A 16044-nucleotide genomic window follows, 5' to 3' on the forward strand; every position below is an offset into this window, starting at 1 on the left:
AACGCAAACGTTTTCGTTTATACTGCGCGCGCGTTTTGACTCACAGGTGAAATTATGACGACTCTTGGAACTGCGCTGCGTCCCGCTGCGACGCGTGTCATGCTGTTAGGCTCGGGTGAGCTGGGTAAAGAAGTTGCGCTGGAGTGCCAGCGACTGGGTGTGGAAGTGATCGCCGTAGACCGCTACGCCGATGCCCCCGCAATGCATGTGGCGCACCGCAGCCACGTAGTGAATATGCTGGACGGCGAGGCGCTGGCCGCGCTTATCGCGCAGGAAAAGCCCGACTATGTGGTGCCGGAAATCGAAGCGATCGCGACGGATAAGCTGATTGAGCTGGAGCAGCAGGGCCAGCGCGTGGTGCCTACCGCGCGCGCCGCGCGCCTGACCATGAACCGTGAAGGCATCCGCCGTCTGGCGGCGGAAGAGCTGGGGCTGCCTACCTCCAGCTATCGTTTCGCCGACAGCAAGGCCAGTTTCGAAGCGGCGGCGGCGGAGATCGGCTTTCCCTGTATCGTCAAGCCGGTGATGAGCTCCTCAGGCAAAGGCCAGAGCTTTATTCGTGAGGCCAGCCAGCTTGACCACGCCTGGGAGTATGCGCAGCAAGGCGGACGCGCAGGTGCCGGCCGTGTGATTGTTGAAGGGGTCGTCAAATTCGATTTCGAGATTACGCTGCTTACCGTGAGCGCGGTTGATGGTCTTCACTTCTGCGCGCCCATCGGCCATCGTCAGGAAGATGGCGACTATCGCGAATCCTGGCAGCCGCAGCAGATGAGCGACGTTGCGCTGCAGCGCGCGCAGGCGATTGCCGGCGAAGTGGTAAAGGCGCTGGGCGGCTACGGCCTGTTTGGCGTTGAACTCTTTGTCTGCGGCGATGAGGTGATCTTTAGCGAAGTGTCGCCGCGCCCGCACGATACCGGCATGGTTACGCTGATTTCGCAGGATCTCTCCGAGTTCGCCCTGCACGTGCGCGCTTTCCTTGGTCTGCCGATTGGTGGTATTCGCCAGTACGGCCCGTCGGCGTCGGCGGTGATCCTGCCGCAGCTACACAGCCAGAATCTGAAGTTCGTTAACGTGGAAGCGGCGCTGGGCGCGGGACTGCAGCTGCGCCTGTTCGGCAAGCCGGAAATCGCTGGTTCGCGCCGTCTCGGCGTCGCCCTGGCGAGCGGTGAGAATACCGATGAGGCCGTCGCGCGCGCTATCGCCAGCGCGGCGGCGGTTAACGTCGAAGGCTAATCATAATGCGGTGAGCGCCCTGCTCACCGCCGATGATTATTTTGCGCCTTCTACCGCTTCACGGGCCAGACGCGTAATGCGATCCCAGTCGCCCGTCTCCAGCGCGTCGTTTGGCACCAGCCAGGAGCCGCCAATGCAGAGCACGCTTTTCAGCGCCAGATAGTCGCGATAGTTGGCGGGCGAAATGCCGCCGGTCGGGCAGAAGCGCACCTGCGGGAAGGGGCCGCCGATCGCCTGCAGTGCCTTAACGCCGCCGTTCGCTTCCGCCGGGAAGAATTTAAATTCGCGCAGGCCATAATCCATGCCGGTCATCAGTTCGGAAACGGTGCTGATACCTGGAATAAGCGGCACCGGACCTTCTACCGCGGCCTTGAGCAGCGACTCAGTGACGCCGGGGCTGATAACAAACTGCGCACCCGCCTCGGTCACTTCCTGCAGCTGCTGCGTGTTGATCACGGTTCCCGCGCCGACAATCGCTTCCGGCACTTCTTTAATCATCAGGCGCAGCGCATCCATCGCCACCGGCGTGCGCAGCGTCACTTCCAGCACGCGAACGCCGCCCGCTACCAGCGCTTTTGCCATCGGCACCGCATGTTCCAGCTTGTTCACTACGATCACCGGCACCACAGGTCCAGTGGTCAGAATCTTTTCAGCACTCGTCTTCCAGTTCTTCATCGGTTCCCCTTGCTTATCCATACCGGCGCCTGCCGTGTGCCGCGCCATCAATGCGTCACTACCATACAGGATCGCCTTCCGCATCGTCTATCCGCCCTGAAAAATTTTTGAAACTGCGGTTCACTTTCCTGCGGGAAGGTACAAAAAAGCCCGCACGCGGCGGGCTGATTTCAGGATTATTCGAACTCGTTCCACGAGCGGCCGTCGCGCGTGATCATCGCCACGGACGCCACCGGCCCCCAGGTCCCGGCCTGATAAGGCTTAGAGGAGTCGCCGTCGGCGGCCCAGGCCTCAATGATGGAGTCGACATAGGTCCATGCCGCTTCTACCTCATCGCGACGCACAAACAGCGCCTGGATGCCGCGCATGCTCTCCAGCAGCAGACGTTCATAGGCGTCCGCCAGATGCGACTGATTAAACGTCTCGGAGTAGCTCAGATCCAGCTTGGTGGTCTGCAGTTTATGCTTGTGATCCAGACCCGGCACTTTGTTGAGGATCTCGATATCGACGCCTTCGTCCGGCTGCAGACGAATAGTGAGCTTGTTCTGCGGCAGCTCGGAGTAGGAATCCTTGAACAGGTTCATCTCCGGGTTTTTGAAGTAGACCACGACTTCGGAACATTTGGTCGGCAGACGCTTGCCGGTACGCAGATAGAACGGAACGCCCGCCCAGCGCCAGTTGTCGATATCAACGCGAATGGCGACGAAAGTTTCCGTTGAGCTGGATTTATTGGCGCCCTCTTCTTCCAGATAGCCCGGCACTTTTTTACCCTGCACGAAGCCAGCAGTGTACTGGCCGCGCACCGTTTTATCACGCACGTTAGTCTGATCGATACGGCGCAGCGAGCGCAGCACTTTGACTTTCTCGTCGCGAATCGCGTCAGCGCTGAGATCGGACGGCGGTGCCATGGCGATCATGGTAAGCACCTGCAGCAGGTGGTTCTGAATCATATCGCGCATCTGGCCAGCCTGATCGAAGTAGCCCCAGCGTCCTTCAATGCCCACCTCTTCAGCCACAGTGATCTGCACGTGATCGATAGTGCGGTTATCCCAGTTATTGACGAAGATAGAGTTAGCGAAGCGCAGCGCCAGCAGGTTCAGCACCGTTTCTTTGCCAAGATAGTGGTCGATACGGAATACCTGGCTCTCGTCAAAGAACTCGCCTACCGCGTCGTTGATCTCTTTCGAGGTTTCCAGCGAGGTGCCGAGCGGCTTCTCCATCACCACGCGCGCCGGTTTGGCGTTCAGCTTCGCTGCGCCCAGTCCCTTACAGATAGCGCCGAAGGTGCTTGGCGGCATCGCGAAATAGTTAATGGTGGTGCGTTTTGCCTGATCGAGCATTTTGCCCAGTTTGGGAAAATGGGAGGTGTCGTTGACGTCGAGGTTGCAGAAGTCGAGACGGCCGCTGAGCTTGTCCCACAGCGCTTCGTCGATCTTCTCCTTCATAAAGGTTTCCAGCGCTTCACGCACCACTTTGGTATAAGCTGCTTTGTCCCAGTCGGCGCGTCCCACGCCGATGATGCGGGTTTCCTCGTGGATCTGTCCCGCTTTTTCCAGCTGATACAGTGAAGGCAACAGTTTCCGGCGCGCAAGATCGCCTTTTGCGCCGAATATCACCAGATCGCATGCCTGGGCTGTTTGTGTTACCGCCATTTTCCTCTCCTCATTGCAGGATGATCCCGTTGGCGTGTGCATCCTCATCCACCGGGTCCGTGTTGTAATTTTCTTTCAGCACAATGTACTTATTTCAGGGGGTCAGGTAAACCTGACTCTATGCTGGTCCGCAGAGTTAACTCTGGACGGAATAAGGCGTGCCGATGTGATACTGCGTGCGCTTTTACCCACTGTAGCGTTGCGGCCGTTGTCCGGCAAAATCGAATCCGGCTCAAATTATGACAAAAATTTTCAGTATCGGCTTACCCATACTTGCGCGCAGTCATGGTGAACGCGGTATATTCACGCTTTTATGGTCTCTCGGCCAGCCATTGCTGGCATCGATAAAAGCGATAACGGTCATTGGGTTATGAACATTCAGGAAAAAATCGAGGCGCAGCTGGCGACGTTCAGCAAGTCGGAACGTAAGGTCGCCGCGCAGATCCTCGCCGCTCCGCAGGAGGCGATACACTCCAGCATCGCCCGCCTGGCGCGCGCCGCTGACGTCAGCGAGCCTACCGTGAATCGCTTTTGTCGCCGGCTCGGCACCCGGGGCTTCCCCGATTTCAAACTGCAGCTGGCGCAGAGCCTGGCAAAAGGGCTGAGCTGGGTCAGCCGCGACGTGGATGAGCATGACGATACCGAGGGTTACAGCCATAAAATTTTCGACTCGGCGCTGGCCGGCCTGCAACGCGTACGCAACCAGCTCGATCTCGCCGTAGTGCAGCAGGCTGTAGCGGCGCTGTCACAGGCGCAAAAAGTGGCGTTCTTTGGTCTGGGCGCCTCAGCGGTGGTGGCACACGACGCCTTTAATAAGTTTCTGCGTTTTAATCTGCCTGTCGTCTGGTCCGAGGATATTGTGATCCAGCGCATGAGTTGTATAAATAGTCGTTCAGACGACGTTTTTGTTTTAATTTCGCATACTGGCCGCACGAAAAATATGGTAGAACTGGCTCGCCTTGCCGGTGTAAACGGTTCCACAGTGATAGCCATTACCTCTCCCGCCTCTCCGCTAGCGGAGGTCGCCACGCTGGCGTTGACGCTTGATGTTCCGGAGGATACCGATGTCTATTTGCCGATGGTTTCCCGCCTGGCGCAGCTCACCGTTATCGACGTGCTGGCGACCGGGTTTATACTCGAGCGCGGCGGCGCGTTTCGTGAGAATCTGAAACGGGTTAAAGAGGCATTGAAAGATTCGCGTTTCGATAAGCCCCTCGCCATGGAAAACGCAGCGAAACAAAAAAATTAACATCACATTTACAATGTGAGTCGTATCACAGGCTTTCCTTCAGTTAGAATAATCATCACGCCCTGTCCACTTTAGGGGATACGCAAATTTGTCAACGGAGTCCTTCATGTCAAGACGTCTTAGAAGAACCAAGATCGTTACAACCCTCGGCCCGGCCACAGACCGCGACAATAATCTGGAAAAAATCATCGCCGCAGGCGCAAACGTTGTTCGACTCAACTTCTCTCACGGCACCCCGGAAGATCATCAGCTGCGCGCCAATAAAGTGCGCGAAATCGCCGCGAAGCTGGGCCGTCACGTCGCTATTCTGGGCGATTTACAGGGCCCGAAAATTCGTGTTTCGACCTTTAAAGAGGGCAAAGTGTTCCTCAATGTGGGCGACCGTTTCCTGCTGGACGCCAGCCTGAGCAAAGGCGAAGGCGATAAAGAGAAAGTTGGCATCGACTATAAAGGCCTGCCAGAAGATGTGGTGCCGGGGGATATTCTGCTGCTCGACGATGGCCGCGTGCAGCTGAAGGTGCTGGAAGTTCAGGGCATGAAGGTGTTCACCGAAGTGACCGTCGGCGGCCCGCTCTCCAACAATAAAGGCATCAACAAGCTCGGCGGCGGCCTGTCGGCTGAAGCGCTGACCGAAAAAGACAAAGCGGACATTATTACCGCCGCGAAGATCGGCGTCGATTACCTGGCGGTCTCTTTCCCGCGCAGCGGCGAAGATATGAACTATGCGCGTCGTCTGGCGCGTGAAGCGGGCTGTGAAGCGCAGCTGGTAGCGAAAGTCGAGCGCGCCGAAGCGGTCGCGACGCAGGAAGCGATGGACGATATTATTCTCGCCTCCGATGTGGTGATGGTGGCGCGTGGCGACCTGGGCGTTGAAATCGGCGATCCCGAACTGGTCGGTATTCAGAAGGCGCTTATCCGCCGCGCGCGCCAGCTGAACCGCACCATCATCACCGCCACGCAGATGATGGAGTCGATGATCACCAACCCAATGCCGACGCGCGCCGAGGTGATGGACGTCGCTAACGCCGTACTCGACGGCACCGACGCCGTTATGCTGTCAGCGGAAACCGCCGCCGGTCAGTACCCCGCAGAGACCGTTTCCGCTATGGCGAAAGTCTGTCTGGGCGCGGAAAAGATCCCCAGCGTGAACGTATCCAAGCATCGCCTGGAAGTGACCTTCGACAATATCGAAGAAGCGATCGCGATGTCGGCTATGTATGCGGCGAACCACCTGCAGGGCGTGACCGCCATTATCACCATGACCGAATCAGGCCGCACGCCGCTGATGACGTCGCGCATTACCTCCGGCCTGCCGATTTTCGCTATGTCGCGCCATGAGCGCACCCTGAACCTCACGGCGCTCTATCGCGGCGTGACGCCGGTGTTATTTGACAGCGATAATGATGGCGTGGTGGCTGCACACGATGCGGTCAATCTGCTGCGCGATAAAGGCTTTCTCGTTTCGGGCGATCTGGTCATTGTGACGCAGGGCGACGTTATGGGCGCGACCGGCACCACAAATACCAGCCGGGTGCTGCGCGTAGACTAACGCGCGCCCAGCCGCTGTTCTGAAGCTGTAAACAACGCGACCGCCTGGCGGTCGCGTTTTATTTTCCTAAAAGGAGTCTGGATGCCGCGCTATCAACCCGTCAGCAAACTCACGGCAGCCCTGCTGCTGTTTCCGCTGGCGCTGGTGCTGTTTGAATTCGCCACCTATATCGCACACGACATGATCCAGCCTGGTATGCTGCTGGTTACTCAGGAGTTTGCCGTCGGCCCGGAGTGGGTATCCACATCGCTGACCGCCTATCTGCTCGGCGGCGTAGTGCTGCAATGGCTGCTTGGGCCGCTCTCCGATAAATATGGCCGTCGTCCGGTAATGCTGGGCGGCATTCTCTTTTTCATTGTGGCCTGCGTATTAACTACCTGGGTCGGCTCCATCAGAGAATTTGTCGCGCTGCGCTTTATTCAGGGCATTAGCCTCTGCTTTATCGGCGCGGTCAGCTATGCGGCGATTCAGGAAGCCTTTGACGAGGCGCTGGCGGTACGCGTTATGGCGCTGATGGCGAACGTCGCGCTGCTGGCGCCGCTGGCCGGCCCGCTGGCGGGCGCCGCATGGCTGACGGTGGCGAGCTGGCGCAGTATGTTCTGGCTGTTTGCCCTGCTCAGCGCCCTCGCCTTTGTTATTTTGTGGCGCGTAATGCCTGAGACCGCGGGCGACCGCAGCCACTCAATAGCGCTGCCGCAGCTGGCGCGCACCTATCGCCAGCTGGCGCGCGACCGGATGGTGATGCTCGGCTCGTTCGCCATCGGGCTGGTGTTTATCCCGATTCTGACCTGGGTGGCGCTCTCGCCGGTGATCCTGATGCATGAGGAGCATCTGTCGCGTATGCACTATGCCCTGCTGCAGCTGCCGGTGTTTCTGGCGATGATTGCCGGGAATATTACGCTGGGCAAGCTGGCCGGGCGCGTCCCTATTGAGCAGCCGGTGAAGTTCGCCGCCTGGCCGATTCTCGCTGGGCTGGGCATCGCGCTGCTGGCGAACCTGCTGAACAGCCACAGCTATCTGTTTCTGACCGCCGGGCTAAGCCTTTACGCCTTTGGCGCGGGGATGGTTAACGCCGGGCTTTATCGTCTGACGCTCTACGCCAGCGACGCGGGTAAAGGCAGCGTTGCGGCCATGCTGGGGATGATCAGCATCCTGACGCTGGCGGTCGGTATTGAGCTGGCGAAAAGCGGGTATTTTAACGGCGGGACGCCCTGGTTTAGCCTGATTAACTTTATCAGCGGCGTGCTCTGGTTTGTGCTGGTGACGCTGTTTCTGCGCGAGCGCAAGCGGCGCGCACAGGTGACAGCGTTATCCTGAGCGTAAGGTAGCGCTCAAAGAGGGCTGCGGGGATAAATACGCGGGCGGTATGACCCGAAGAGCAAAGCGTCCCGCGCCAGGGATGGCGCGGGCCGAGCGTGCATGGAAGCCTTGAGCGACTTTGCGATCGGGCCATACTGCCCGCGTCAGCGCCTTGCTTGAACAAGAAAGGCCGCAACTGCGGCCTTTCTTCTATTTTCGCGGATAAAGCTCTTTGCGTTTATAGGGCTCGATGTCGCCCTCTTTACGCGTCTTCAGCAGCTTTAAGATCCAGGTGTACTGCTCTGGATGAGGGCGAACGAAGACTTCAACCTCTTCGTTCATGCGGCGCGCCAGCGTGTTGTCGTCCGCTTCCAGCAGATCGTCCATCGGCGGACGCACATAGATTTCCAGCCGGTGTGTCTTGCTGTTATAAACCGGAAACAGCGGCACCACGCGCGCGCGGCACACCTTCATCAGACGGCCAAGCGCGGGCAGCGTCGCTTTGTAGGTGGCGAAGAAGTCAACAAACTCGCTGTGTTCGGCGCCGTGATCCTGATCGGGCAGATAATAGCCCCAGTAGCCCTGGCGCACAGAGCTAATAAAAGGTTTGATGCCGTCGTTGCGGGCATGCATACGGCCACCGAAACGACGCCGCACCCGGTTCCAGACGTAATCGAGCAGCGGATCGCTCTGGTTGTGAAACATCGCCGCCATCATCTGCCCTTCCGATGCGAGCAGCATGGCGGGAATATCCACTGCCCAGCCGTGGGGCACGAGGAAAATAACGTTCTGCTTTTCCGCCTGCAGCTGGTCAATGATTTCACGACCATGCCAGTCGACGCGCTGGCGGATACGCGCCGGATCGCGTATGCCCAGCTCTGCCATCATCGCCATCGCCTGCGGCGCGGTGGCGAACATCTCATCGACGATAGCGCTGCGTTCCGCTTCGCTCAGCTCCGGCAGACAGTAGTAAAGATTGATCAGTGCGCGACGGCGGGCACCCTTAGCCAGTTTACCCGCCATTTTTCCCAGCCTGCCGAGCAGCGGATCGCGTACCTTCGCCGGTAGCATTGCCATGCCAGCCAGCGCGCCGATTGCCAGCCAGCCGCCCCAGTATTTCGGTTTCAGGAAAGAACGTTCAAAAACGGGAATAAACTCAATATTCTTTTTTTTTGGGGTTTCCATGCACTCGCCTCAATCAATGACGCGCTAATGATAGTGGCGACAGGTAAATTTGCAATCCCCGATGCGGAAGGGAAAACCGACGCGTTATGCGTCGGTCTCAAGGCGTAGCGTTGCGAACGGATTACTCCAGGCGCAGCAGCGGCAGATTGGTTTTCACCTGCGCCAGATAATCGCTGCGCTCTTTGCCAGTCAGGCCTTCCATACGCGGCAGTTTCGCCGTCAGCGGGTTCACCGCCTGGTTATTGATCCAGATTTCAAAATGGAGATGCGGCCCGGTGGAACGGCCGGTATTACCCGACAGCGCGATACGATCGCCGCGCTTTACTTTCTCGCCCGGCTGCACCAGCACCTTTTTCAGGTGCATATAGCGCGTCATATACTGACGGCCATGACGAATAGCCACATAGTTGCCAGCCGCCCCGCCGTTTTTCGCCATCACCACCTCTCCGTCGCCGACCGCCAGCACCGGCGTGCCGACCGGCAAGGCAAAGTCTACACCTTTATGCGGCGCGATACGGCCCGTTACCGGGTTAAGGCGACGCGGGTTGAAGTTAGAGGAGACGCGATACTGCTTCACGGTTGGGAAGCGCATAAAGCCGCGCGTCAGACCAGAACCATTGCGATCGTAGAACTTGCCATCTTCGGCGCGGAAAGCGTAGTAATCTTTGTCACCGGAGCGCAGGCGCACCCCAAGCAGCTGGCTCTGCGCGCTCTTGCCGTCGAGCATTTCACGCGACATCAGCACGCTGAACTCATCTCCGGAGTGCAGCTTGCGGAAATCCATCTGCCACTGCAGCGCTTTGATCACTGCGCTGGCTTCGCTGCTGGTCAGGCCGGCACGCTGCGCGCTGCTGGCGAAGCTGCCATGCACCTCGCCTTTTAATACGCTGTTTTGCCATTCACCCTTTTGCATTTTGGTCTGCATGGTGAATGCGCCGTTATCGCCGCGCTGATAGACGCGTGTTTCACGACGGTTGATATCCCATGTGAGAGACTGCAAAGCGCCGTCATCGGTTAAGGTCCAGCTCAGCTGCTGGCCGACCTGCAGGTTGCGCAGCTCTTTATCGCTGCTCACCAGCGCGTTGATATCGCCCAGATCGATGCCGTACTGATTCAGGGCGCTGCTCAGCGTATCGCCGGAAGAGACGGTATATTCATGCGTTCCCGCCACGTCCGGCACATCGCTGTCGATATCATCGCCGGGCAGTTCTTCTTCGGGTTCGGAGGTGGTTTGATCGATCGGTTCGCTGGCCTCTGGCAGCAGCGTACGCAGTTGATTTTTATCCAGTTCGATGCTTTTAACGATCGGCATCGCATCATCGGTGGGATGGTAGATGTAAGGCCGCCAGACGGCGACGGCCAGAGTAGCAACGGTTAAAGTCCCCAGCATAACGCGGTGGGGGCGCGGCAAATTATTAAATGCGAGGGCGACAGAGCGGGCTATCTGCTGCACTTTTACCTATTCCTCATGCTCCATTCAGGCAGCTCGCATACTGGCCTGACAGCTGTGAAAGGAACTTCACATAGCTGTCCTGACTAAGGCTGATATTCGTCCCCAGCGGATCCAGTGTGCCTTTGCGCACTTGCGTTCCGCGGGCAACCGCATCGATGACGGCTGGCCTGAATTGTGGCTCAGCAAAGACGCAAACGGCCTTCTGCTCAACCAACTGTGTTCGAATTTGATGTAGACGCTGTGCGCCCGGCTGAATCTCAGGGTTTACGGTAAAATGTCCGCTGGGCGAAAGGCCGTAGTGTTTTTCAAAATAGGTGTAAGCGTCATGAAAAACGAAATACCCTTTGTTGCTGACCGGCGCGAGTTGCGCGCTAATGTGCTTGTCGGTAACCGCCAGTTCGTTTTCGAACTGCTGGAGATTAGCGTCAAGTTTGGCTTTGCTTGCGGGCATAAGTTCCAATAATTTGCTATGGATTGCAACCGCTGCTAGCCGGGATATTTGCGGCGACAACCACAGATGCATATTAAATTCGCCATGATGATGTTGATGTCCCGCCTCATCGTGCGCTTCCTCGCCCTGGTGCGCGGCGGCGTCGTGATCCTCATCGTCGTCCTCACCGCCCTTCAGCAGCAGGGGTTTTACCGCCTGCATCTCGGCGATTTCCAGGTTTTTACTGGCGGGTAATTCAGCGGCCGGCTTCGTCATAAACGCCTCCATCTCTGGCCCGATCCACACTACTAAGTCTGCGTTTTTTATACGTTTTATGTCAGACGGACGCAGTGAATAATCGTGCTCGGAGGCACCATCCGGCAGCAGCACATCCACCGGCGTGACGCCATCTGCGATGGCGGCGGCAATAAACCCTAAAGGCTTAATCGAGGCGACAACATTCGCCTGGGCAGGAAGGGAGAGCGAGGCGGCCAGCGCCAGCGCAGAAAGGGTAAAAACTGTACGCTTTTTAATGTGTAACATAATGCATCATTCCATCGTGACCTGGGGATGGGATGTGATATTATAACATTCGAAATTCTGTGCAACCTGTAAATAATATGACCCCACTCGTCACGCTTGAAAACATCACGGTGCATTTTGCACGCCGTCCCGTGTTGTCAGGCATTAGCCTGACACTGTTGCCTGGACGCATTCTTACGCTGCTCGGCCCCAACGGTGCCGGAAAATCCACGCTGGTGCGCGTGGTACTGGGACTGCTGGAGCCGACCTCAGGTCAGGTGCAGCGCGACCCGGCGCTGCGCATCGGCTATGTGCCGCAAAAACTGCATATCGATCCGACGCTGCCGGTCACCGTCGAACGTTTTATGCTGCTGACCCGCGGCGCGAAACGCGCCGACGTGCTGCCGGCGCTAAAGCGCGTGCAGGCCGGTCATCTGCTGAAAGCGCCGCTGCAAAAGCTCTCAGGCGGCGAAACGCAGCGCGTGCTGCTGGCGCGCGCCCTGCTCAATCAGCCGCAGCTGCTGGTGCTGGACGAACCGACGCAGGGCGTCGACGTTAACGGCCAGGTGGCGCTCTACGATCTGATCGACCAGCTGCGCCACGAACTGAACTGCGGCGTGCTGATGGTCTCCCACGATCTGCATCTGGTGATGGCAAAAACCGATGAGGTACTCTGCCTGAATCACCATATCTGCTGCTCCGGCACGCCGGAGGCGGTGTCGAAGCATCCTGAATTTATCGCCATGTTCGGCCCAGGCGGCGCGCAGCAGCTGGCTATTTACCGCCATCACCATAATCATCGCCACGACCTTCAGGGTCGCATCGTGCTACGCAGAGGACAGGGGCCATCATGATTGAGTTGTTATTACCGGGCTGGCTGGGCGGCGTGATGCTGGCGCTGGCGGCCGGGCCGCTGGGATCGTTCGTGGTCTGGCGCAAGATGTCCTATTTCGGCGATACGCTGGCGCACGCCTCGCTGCTGGGCGTCGCTTTTGGCCTGCTGCTGAACATTAATCCCTACTATGCCGTTATCCTGGTGACCGTCTGTCTGGCGCTGGGGCTGGTATTCCTTGAACGTCGGCCGCACCTGGCGATCGATACCCTGCTGGGCATTATGGCGCACAGCGCGCTGTCGCTCGGTCTGGTAGTGGTCAGCCTGATGAAGAACGTGCGCGTCGACCTGATGGCCTATCTGTTCGGCGATCTGCTGGCGGTCACGCCTGATGATTTATGGATGATGGGCGCGGGCGTGATCCTGGTACTGGCGGTGATGGCGTGGCAGTGGCGCGCGCTGCTGTCGATGACCATCAGCCCGGAGCTGGCGCAGGTGGACGGCGTCAATATTCAGCGCACTCGCCTGATCCTGATGCTGGTGACGGCGTTGACGATTGGCGTGGCGATGAAATTCGTCGGCGCGCTGATTATCACTTCGCTGCTGATTATTCCCGCCGCGACGGCGCGCCGCTTTTCACGTTCGCCGGAGCAGATGGCGGGCCTGGCGGTGATAGTCGGCATACTCGCCGTATCGGGCGGTCTTACCTTTTCCGCCTTTTACGATACGCCTGCCGGCCCATCGGTGGTGCTGTGCGCCGCGCTGCTGTTTATCTTCAGCATGGCGCGCAAACCCGCCGTCTGATTACTCGTCGCGCGCGATGCCAAAGTGGCGATAGGCATGCTGCGTGGCCATACGGCCGCGCGGCGTGCGCTGAATAAAGCCCTGCTGGATCAGGAAGGGCTCAATCACATCCTCAATGGTTTCCCGCTCTTCGCCGATGGCGGCCGCCAGGTTATCCAGCCCCACCGGCCCGCCGGTGAACTTGTCGATAATCGCCAGCAGCAGCTTGCGATCCATATAGTCAAAGCCTTCGCTGTCGACGTTAAGCATGTCGAGCGCGCTGGCTGCGACGTTGCCGCTCATCTCGCCGTTGGCGCGCACCTCAGCGAAGTCGCGCACGCGGCGCAGCAGGCGGTTGGCAATACGTGGCGTGCCGCGCGAGCGCTGCGCCACTTCCAGCGCGCCTTCATTGCTCAGCGGCAGGCCCAGACAGGCGGCGCTGCGGCTGACGATGTGCTGCAGATCCGGCACGTTATAAAACTCCAGGCGCTGCACGATACCGAAGCGGTCGCGCAGCGGCGAGGTGAGCGAACCGGCGCGCGTGGTGGCGCCAATCAGCGTAAAGGGCGGCAGATCGAGCTTGATAGAGCGCGCAGCCGGGCCTTCGCCAATCATAATATCCAGCTGATAATCTTCCATCGCCGGATAGAGCACCTCTTCCACTACCGGGGACAGACGGTGGATCTCATCGATAAACAGCACGTCGTGCGGCTCAAGGTTGGTCAGCATCGCTGCCAGATCGCCCGCCTTCTCCAGCACCGGGCCGGAGGTGGTGCGTAAATTGACGCCCATTTCGTTAGCGACAATATTCGCTAGCGTCGTTTTCCCCAGCCCTGGCGGGCCGAAAATCAGCAGGTGATCCAGCGCATCGCCGCGCAGTTTTGCCGCCTTTATGAAAATTTCCATCTGTTCGCGCACCTGCGGCTGGCCCACATACTCCGACAGCAGTTTAGGGCGAATAGCGCGGTCGAGATTCTCTTCTTCGTTATAGCTGGCGGCGGAGACCAGACGGTCGGCTTCAATCATGACTTACCTCAAATGGCGGCGCGCAGCGCTTCCCGGATCAGGGTTTCGCAGTCTGCGTCAGGCTTGCCAACCTTACTGATCATGCGGCTGGCTTCCTGCGGTTTATAACCCAGCGACACCAGCGCCGCAACCGCTTCCGCCTCGGCATCATTGCTTGCAGGCTCAGCATCTGGCGCAGTAAGGGTAAAGGCGGATTCGCCGGAGAAGAGATCGCCATGCAGCCCTTTAAAGCGGTCTTTCATCTCGACCACCAGGCGCTCAGCGGTTTTCTTGCCGACGCCCGGCAGTTTGATCAGCGCGGCGATCTCCTCTTTCTCCACCGCCGTCACGAACTGCTGCGCCGACATGCCGGAGAGGATCGCCAGCGCCAGCTTAGGGCCGACGCCGTTGGTTTTAATCAGCTCGCGAAACAGCGCGCGCTCTTGTTTGTTGTTGAAGCCGAACAGCAGCTGCGCGTCTTCGCGCACCACAAAGTGGGTAAAGATCACCGCTTCATGGTTAAGTTCAGGCAGCTCATAAAAACAGGTCATCGGCATATGCACTTCATAACCCACGCCGTGCGCTTCAATCAGCACCAGCGGCGGCTGCTTTTCCAGAATGTTGCCACGTAAACGACCTATCACCTGAACGCTTCCTTAATCAACGAATGTGGCGGGATTTATAACATAAAAAAGGCTGGATGAATATCCAGCCTGAATTTATTGACTTAGCGATCTTTCCCGCTTGTCGGCCCGACCATCGTCCGAGAAAACCCGCGCTGAGGGTTAGCCTGAACGCAGGCGCCCGCGCGTCAGCAGCAGTTTAGTGTCGCTGATACGCGTCGCATTCTGGCTGACGTGGCAGTGCGTAATCGCGATCGCCAGCGCATCGGCGGCGTCCGCCTGCGGATTGGCAGGCAGCTTGAGCAAGGTGCGCACCATATGCTGTACCTGGCTCTTCTCTGCCCCGCCGGTGCCGGTGACTGTCTGCTTCACCTGACGCGCGGCATATTCAAATACCGGCAGATCGAGATTCACCGCCGCGACGATCGCCGCGCCGCGCGCCTGACCCAGCTTGAGCGCCGAATCGGCGTTCTTCGCCATAAAGACCTGCTCAATGGCGAAGAAGTCTGGCGAGAACTGCGTGATGATCTCGGTGACGCCCGCGTAGATCAGCTTCAGACGCGCCGGCAGTTCGGTGGTATTGGTGCGGATACAGCCGCTGCCCAGGTAAGTGAGCTGGCGGCCGGTTTGACGAATCACACCGTAGCCGGTCACGCGCGAGCCGGGGTCGATGCCCAGAATTATCGCCATGGCGCGTCTCCGGTGTGCAGGCTAAACGGGAACGCCATTACAGCGTTTCCGCAACCTCGTCGGAGATCTCGCCGTTATGGTAGACTTCCTGCACGTCATCGCAGTCTTCCAGCATGTCGATCAGGCGCAGCAGCTTCGGCGCAGTTTCGGCATCCAGTTCCGCTTTGGTAGAGGGGATCATCGAGACTTCGGCGGTATCCGCTTTCAGGCCGGCAGCTTCCAGCGCATCACGCACCGCGCCCAGCTCTTCCCATGCGGTAAAGACGTCGATAGCGCCGTCGTCATAGCTCACCACATCTTCCGCGCCCGCTTCCAGCGCCGCTTCCATTACGCTGTCTTCATCCTGGCCCGGCGCGAAGGAAATAACGCCCTTCTTGCTAAACAGGTAAGAAACTGAACCGTCGGTGCCCAGGTTGCCGCCGGTTTTGGTGAAGGCGTGACGCACTTCGCCTACGGTACGGTTGCGGTTGTCGCTGAGGCACTCCACCATCACCGCCGAACCACCAGGACCGTAACCTTCATAGATGATGGTTTCCATATTGGAATCATCTTCACCGCCCACGCCGCGCGCGATAGCGCGGTTCATGGTGTCGCGCGTCATGTTGTTGGACAGGGCTTTGTCCATGGCGGCGCGCAGACGCGGGTTGGACGCTGCGTCACCACCGCCGAGTTTCGCGGCAGTAACCAGTTCACGAATAATTTTGGTGAAAATTTTACCGCGCTTGGCGTCCTGAGCCGCCTTACGGTGTTTGGTGTTCGCCCATTTACTATGACCAGCCATTAGATCTTTTCTCCAGTTTAGGCATCGTACAGGCTATCTTGCTTGCGACCTTCTCCCCCGGCAGTGCTCGCACAAGTTGTTTC

At 58.6% G+C, this 16044-nt stretch carries 15 protein-coding genes; 6 read left to right on the top strand and 9 right to left on the bottom strand.

What is annotated here, in order from left to right; all coding sequences use genetic code 11:
• The first annotated feature begins 54 nt into the window (after nt 1-54).
• Complete coding sequence (purT, locus tag MHZ89_RS06500; RefSeq protein ID WP_311782320.1) at nt 55-1233, top strand: formate-dependent phosphoribosylglycinamide formyltransferase; 1179 nt, start codon at nt 55-57, stop codon at nt 1231-1233.
• A 36-nt stretch (nt 1234-1269) separates the two neighbouring features.
• Here purT and MHZ89_RS06505 read toward each other — a convergent pair whose 3' ends face one another.
• Nucleotides 1270-1908 (bottom strand): bifunctional 4-hydroxy-2-oxoglutarate aldolase/2-dehydro-3-deoxy-phosphogluconate aldolase, encoded by a 639-nt coding sequence (locus MHZ89_RS06505; RefSeq protein WP_120454212.1) that lies wholly within the window; start codon nt 1906-1908, stop codon nt 1270-1272.
• A gap of 176 nt (nt 1909-2084) precedes the next feature.
• A complete protein-coding gene (gene zwf / locus MHZ89_RS06510) occupies nt 2085-3560 on the bottom strand; it encodes a glucose-6-phosphate dehydrogenase (RefSeq protein WP_311782321.1) in 1476 nt (491 codons plus the stop codon).
• Nucleotides 3561-3930: 370 nt separating this feature from the next.
• Here zwf and MHZ89_RS06515 point away from each other — a divergent pair, with 370 nt between their 5' ends.
• The 3 genes from MHZ89_RS06515 (at nt 3931) to MHZ89_RS06525 (ending at nt 7675) form a co-directional block, all read left to right on the top strand.
• Nucleotides 3931-4809: a MurR/RpiR family transcriptional regulator gene (locus MHZ89_RS06515; RefSeq protein ID WP_311782322.1), complete on the top strand. Its 879-nt coding sequence runs from the start codon at nt 3931-3933 to the stop codon at nt 4807-4809.
• 106 nt (nt 4810-4915) lie between these two features.
• Nucleotides 4916-6358 (top strand): pyruvate kinase, encoded by a 1443-nt coding sequence (gene pyk / locus MHZ89_RS06520; protein ID WP_120453852.1) that lies wholly within the window; start codon nt 4916-4918, stop codon nt 6356-6358.
• Nucleotides 6359-6439: 81 nt separating this feature from the next.
• Nucleotides 6440-7675, top strand: a complete 1236-nt coding sequence (locus MHZ89_RS06525) for an MFS transporter (RefSeq protein WP_311782323.1) — start codon at nt 6440-6442, stop codon at nt 7673-7675.
• Nucleotides 7676-7867: 192 nt separating this feature from the next.
• On the opposite strand, the gene lpxM is transcribed toward MHZ89_RS06525, so the two are convergent.
• From lpxM to znuA, 3 genes are all read right to left on the bottom strand, one after another.
• Nucleotides 7868-8842, bottom strand: coding sequence for a lauroyl-Kdo(2)-lipid IV(A) myristoyltransferase (lpxM, locus tag MHZ89_RS06530; protein ID WP_311782324.1), 975 nt, complete (start codon nt 8840-8842; stop codon nt 7868-7870).
• A 121-nt stretch (nt 8843-8963) separates the two neighbouring features.
• The gene (gene mepM, locus MHZ89_RS06535) at nt 8964-10295 is read right to left on the bottom strand and encodes a murein DD-endopeptidase MepM (protein ID WP_311782325.1); all 1332 of its coding nucleotides are present in this window, start codon (nt 10293-10295) and stop codon (nt 8964-8966) included.
• A 13-nt stretch (nt 10296-10308) separates the two neighbouring features.
• The gene (gene znuA / locus MHZ89_RS06540) at nt 10309-11268 is read right to left on the bottom strand and encodes a zinc ABC transporter substrate-binding protein ZnuA (protein WP_311782326.1); all 960 of its coding nucleotides are present in this window, start codon (nt 11266-11268) and stop codon (nt 10309-10311) included.
• Nucleotides 11269-11345: 77 nt separating this feature from the next.
• Here znuA and znuC point away from each other — a divergent pair, with 77 nt between their 5' ends.
• Nucleotides 11346-12101 carry a zinc ABC transporter ATP-binding protein ZnuC gene (znuC, locus tag MHZ89_RS06545; protein WP_311782327.1) on the top strand — a complete coding sequence of 252 codons (756 nt, stop codon included), beginning with the start codon at nt 11346-11348 and terminating at the stop codon, nt 12099-12101.
• Nucleotides 12098-12883, top strand: a complete 786-nt coding sequence (znuB, locus tag MHZ89_RS06550; protein WP_311782328.1) for a zinc ABC transporter permease subunit ZnuB — start codon at nt 12098-12100, stop codon at nt 12881-12883. Before znuC ends, znuB begins: the two co-directional genes overlap by 4 nt.
• Here znuB and ruvB read toward each other — a convergent pair whose 3' ends face one another.
• From ruvB to MHZ89_RS06570, 4 genes are all read right to left on the bottom strand, one after another.
• On the bottom strand, nt 12884-13888 hold the full coding sequence (gene ruvB, locus MHZ89_RS06555; protein ID WP_311782329.1) for a Holliday junction branch migration DNA helicase RuvB: 1005 nt from the start codon (nt 13886-13888) through the stop codon (nt 12884-12886). It abuts the gene before it with no gap.
• Between the two features lie 8 nt (nt 13889-13896).
• On the bottom strand, nt 13897-14511 hold the full coding sequence (gene ruvA, locus MHZ89_RS06560) for a Holliday junction branch migration protein RuvA (protein WP_120453837.1): 615 nt from the start codon (nt 14509-14511) through the stop codon (nt 13897-13899).
• Between the two features lie 141 nt (nt 14512-14652).
• Nucleotides 14653-15180 (bottom strand): crossover junction endodeoxyribonuclease RuvC, encoded by a 528-nt coding sequence (gene ruvC / locus MHZ89_RS06565; RefSeq protein WP_120453835.1) that lies wholly within the window; start codon nt 15178-15180, stop codon nt 14653-14655.
• Between the two features lie 37 nt (nt 15181-15217).
• Entirely contained in the window at nt 15218-15961 is a 744-nt protein-coding gene (locus MHZ89_RS06570; protein WP_311782330.1) for a YebC/PmpR family DNA-binding transcriptional regulator, read from the bottom strand.
• Between the last annotated feature and the right edge of the window lie 83 nt (nt 15962-16044).

Source organism: Pantoea sp. ACRSB, assembly GCF_022346905.1.
In the GTDB taxonomy this organism is placed as follows: Bacteria; Pseudomonadota; Gammaproteobacteria; order Enterobacterales; family Enterobacteriaceae; genus Pantoea; species Pantoea piersonii.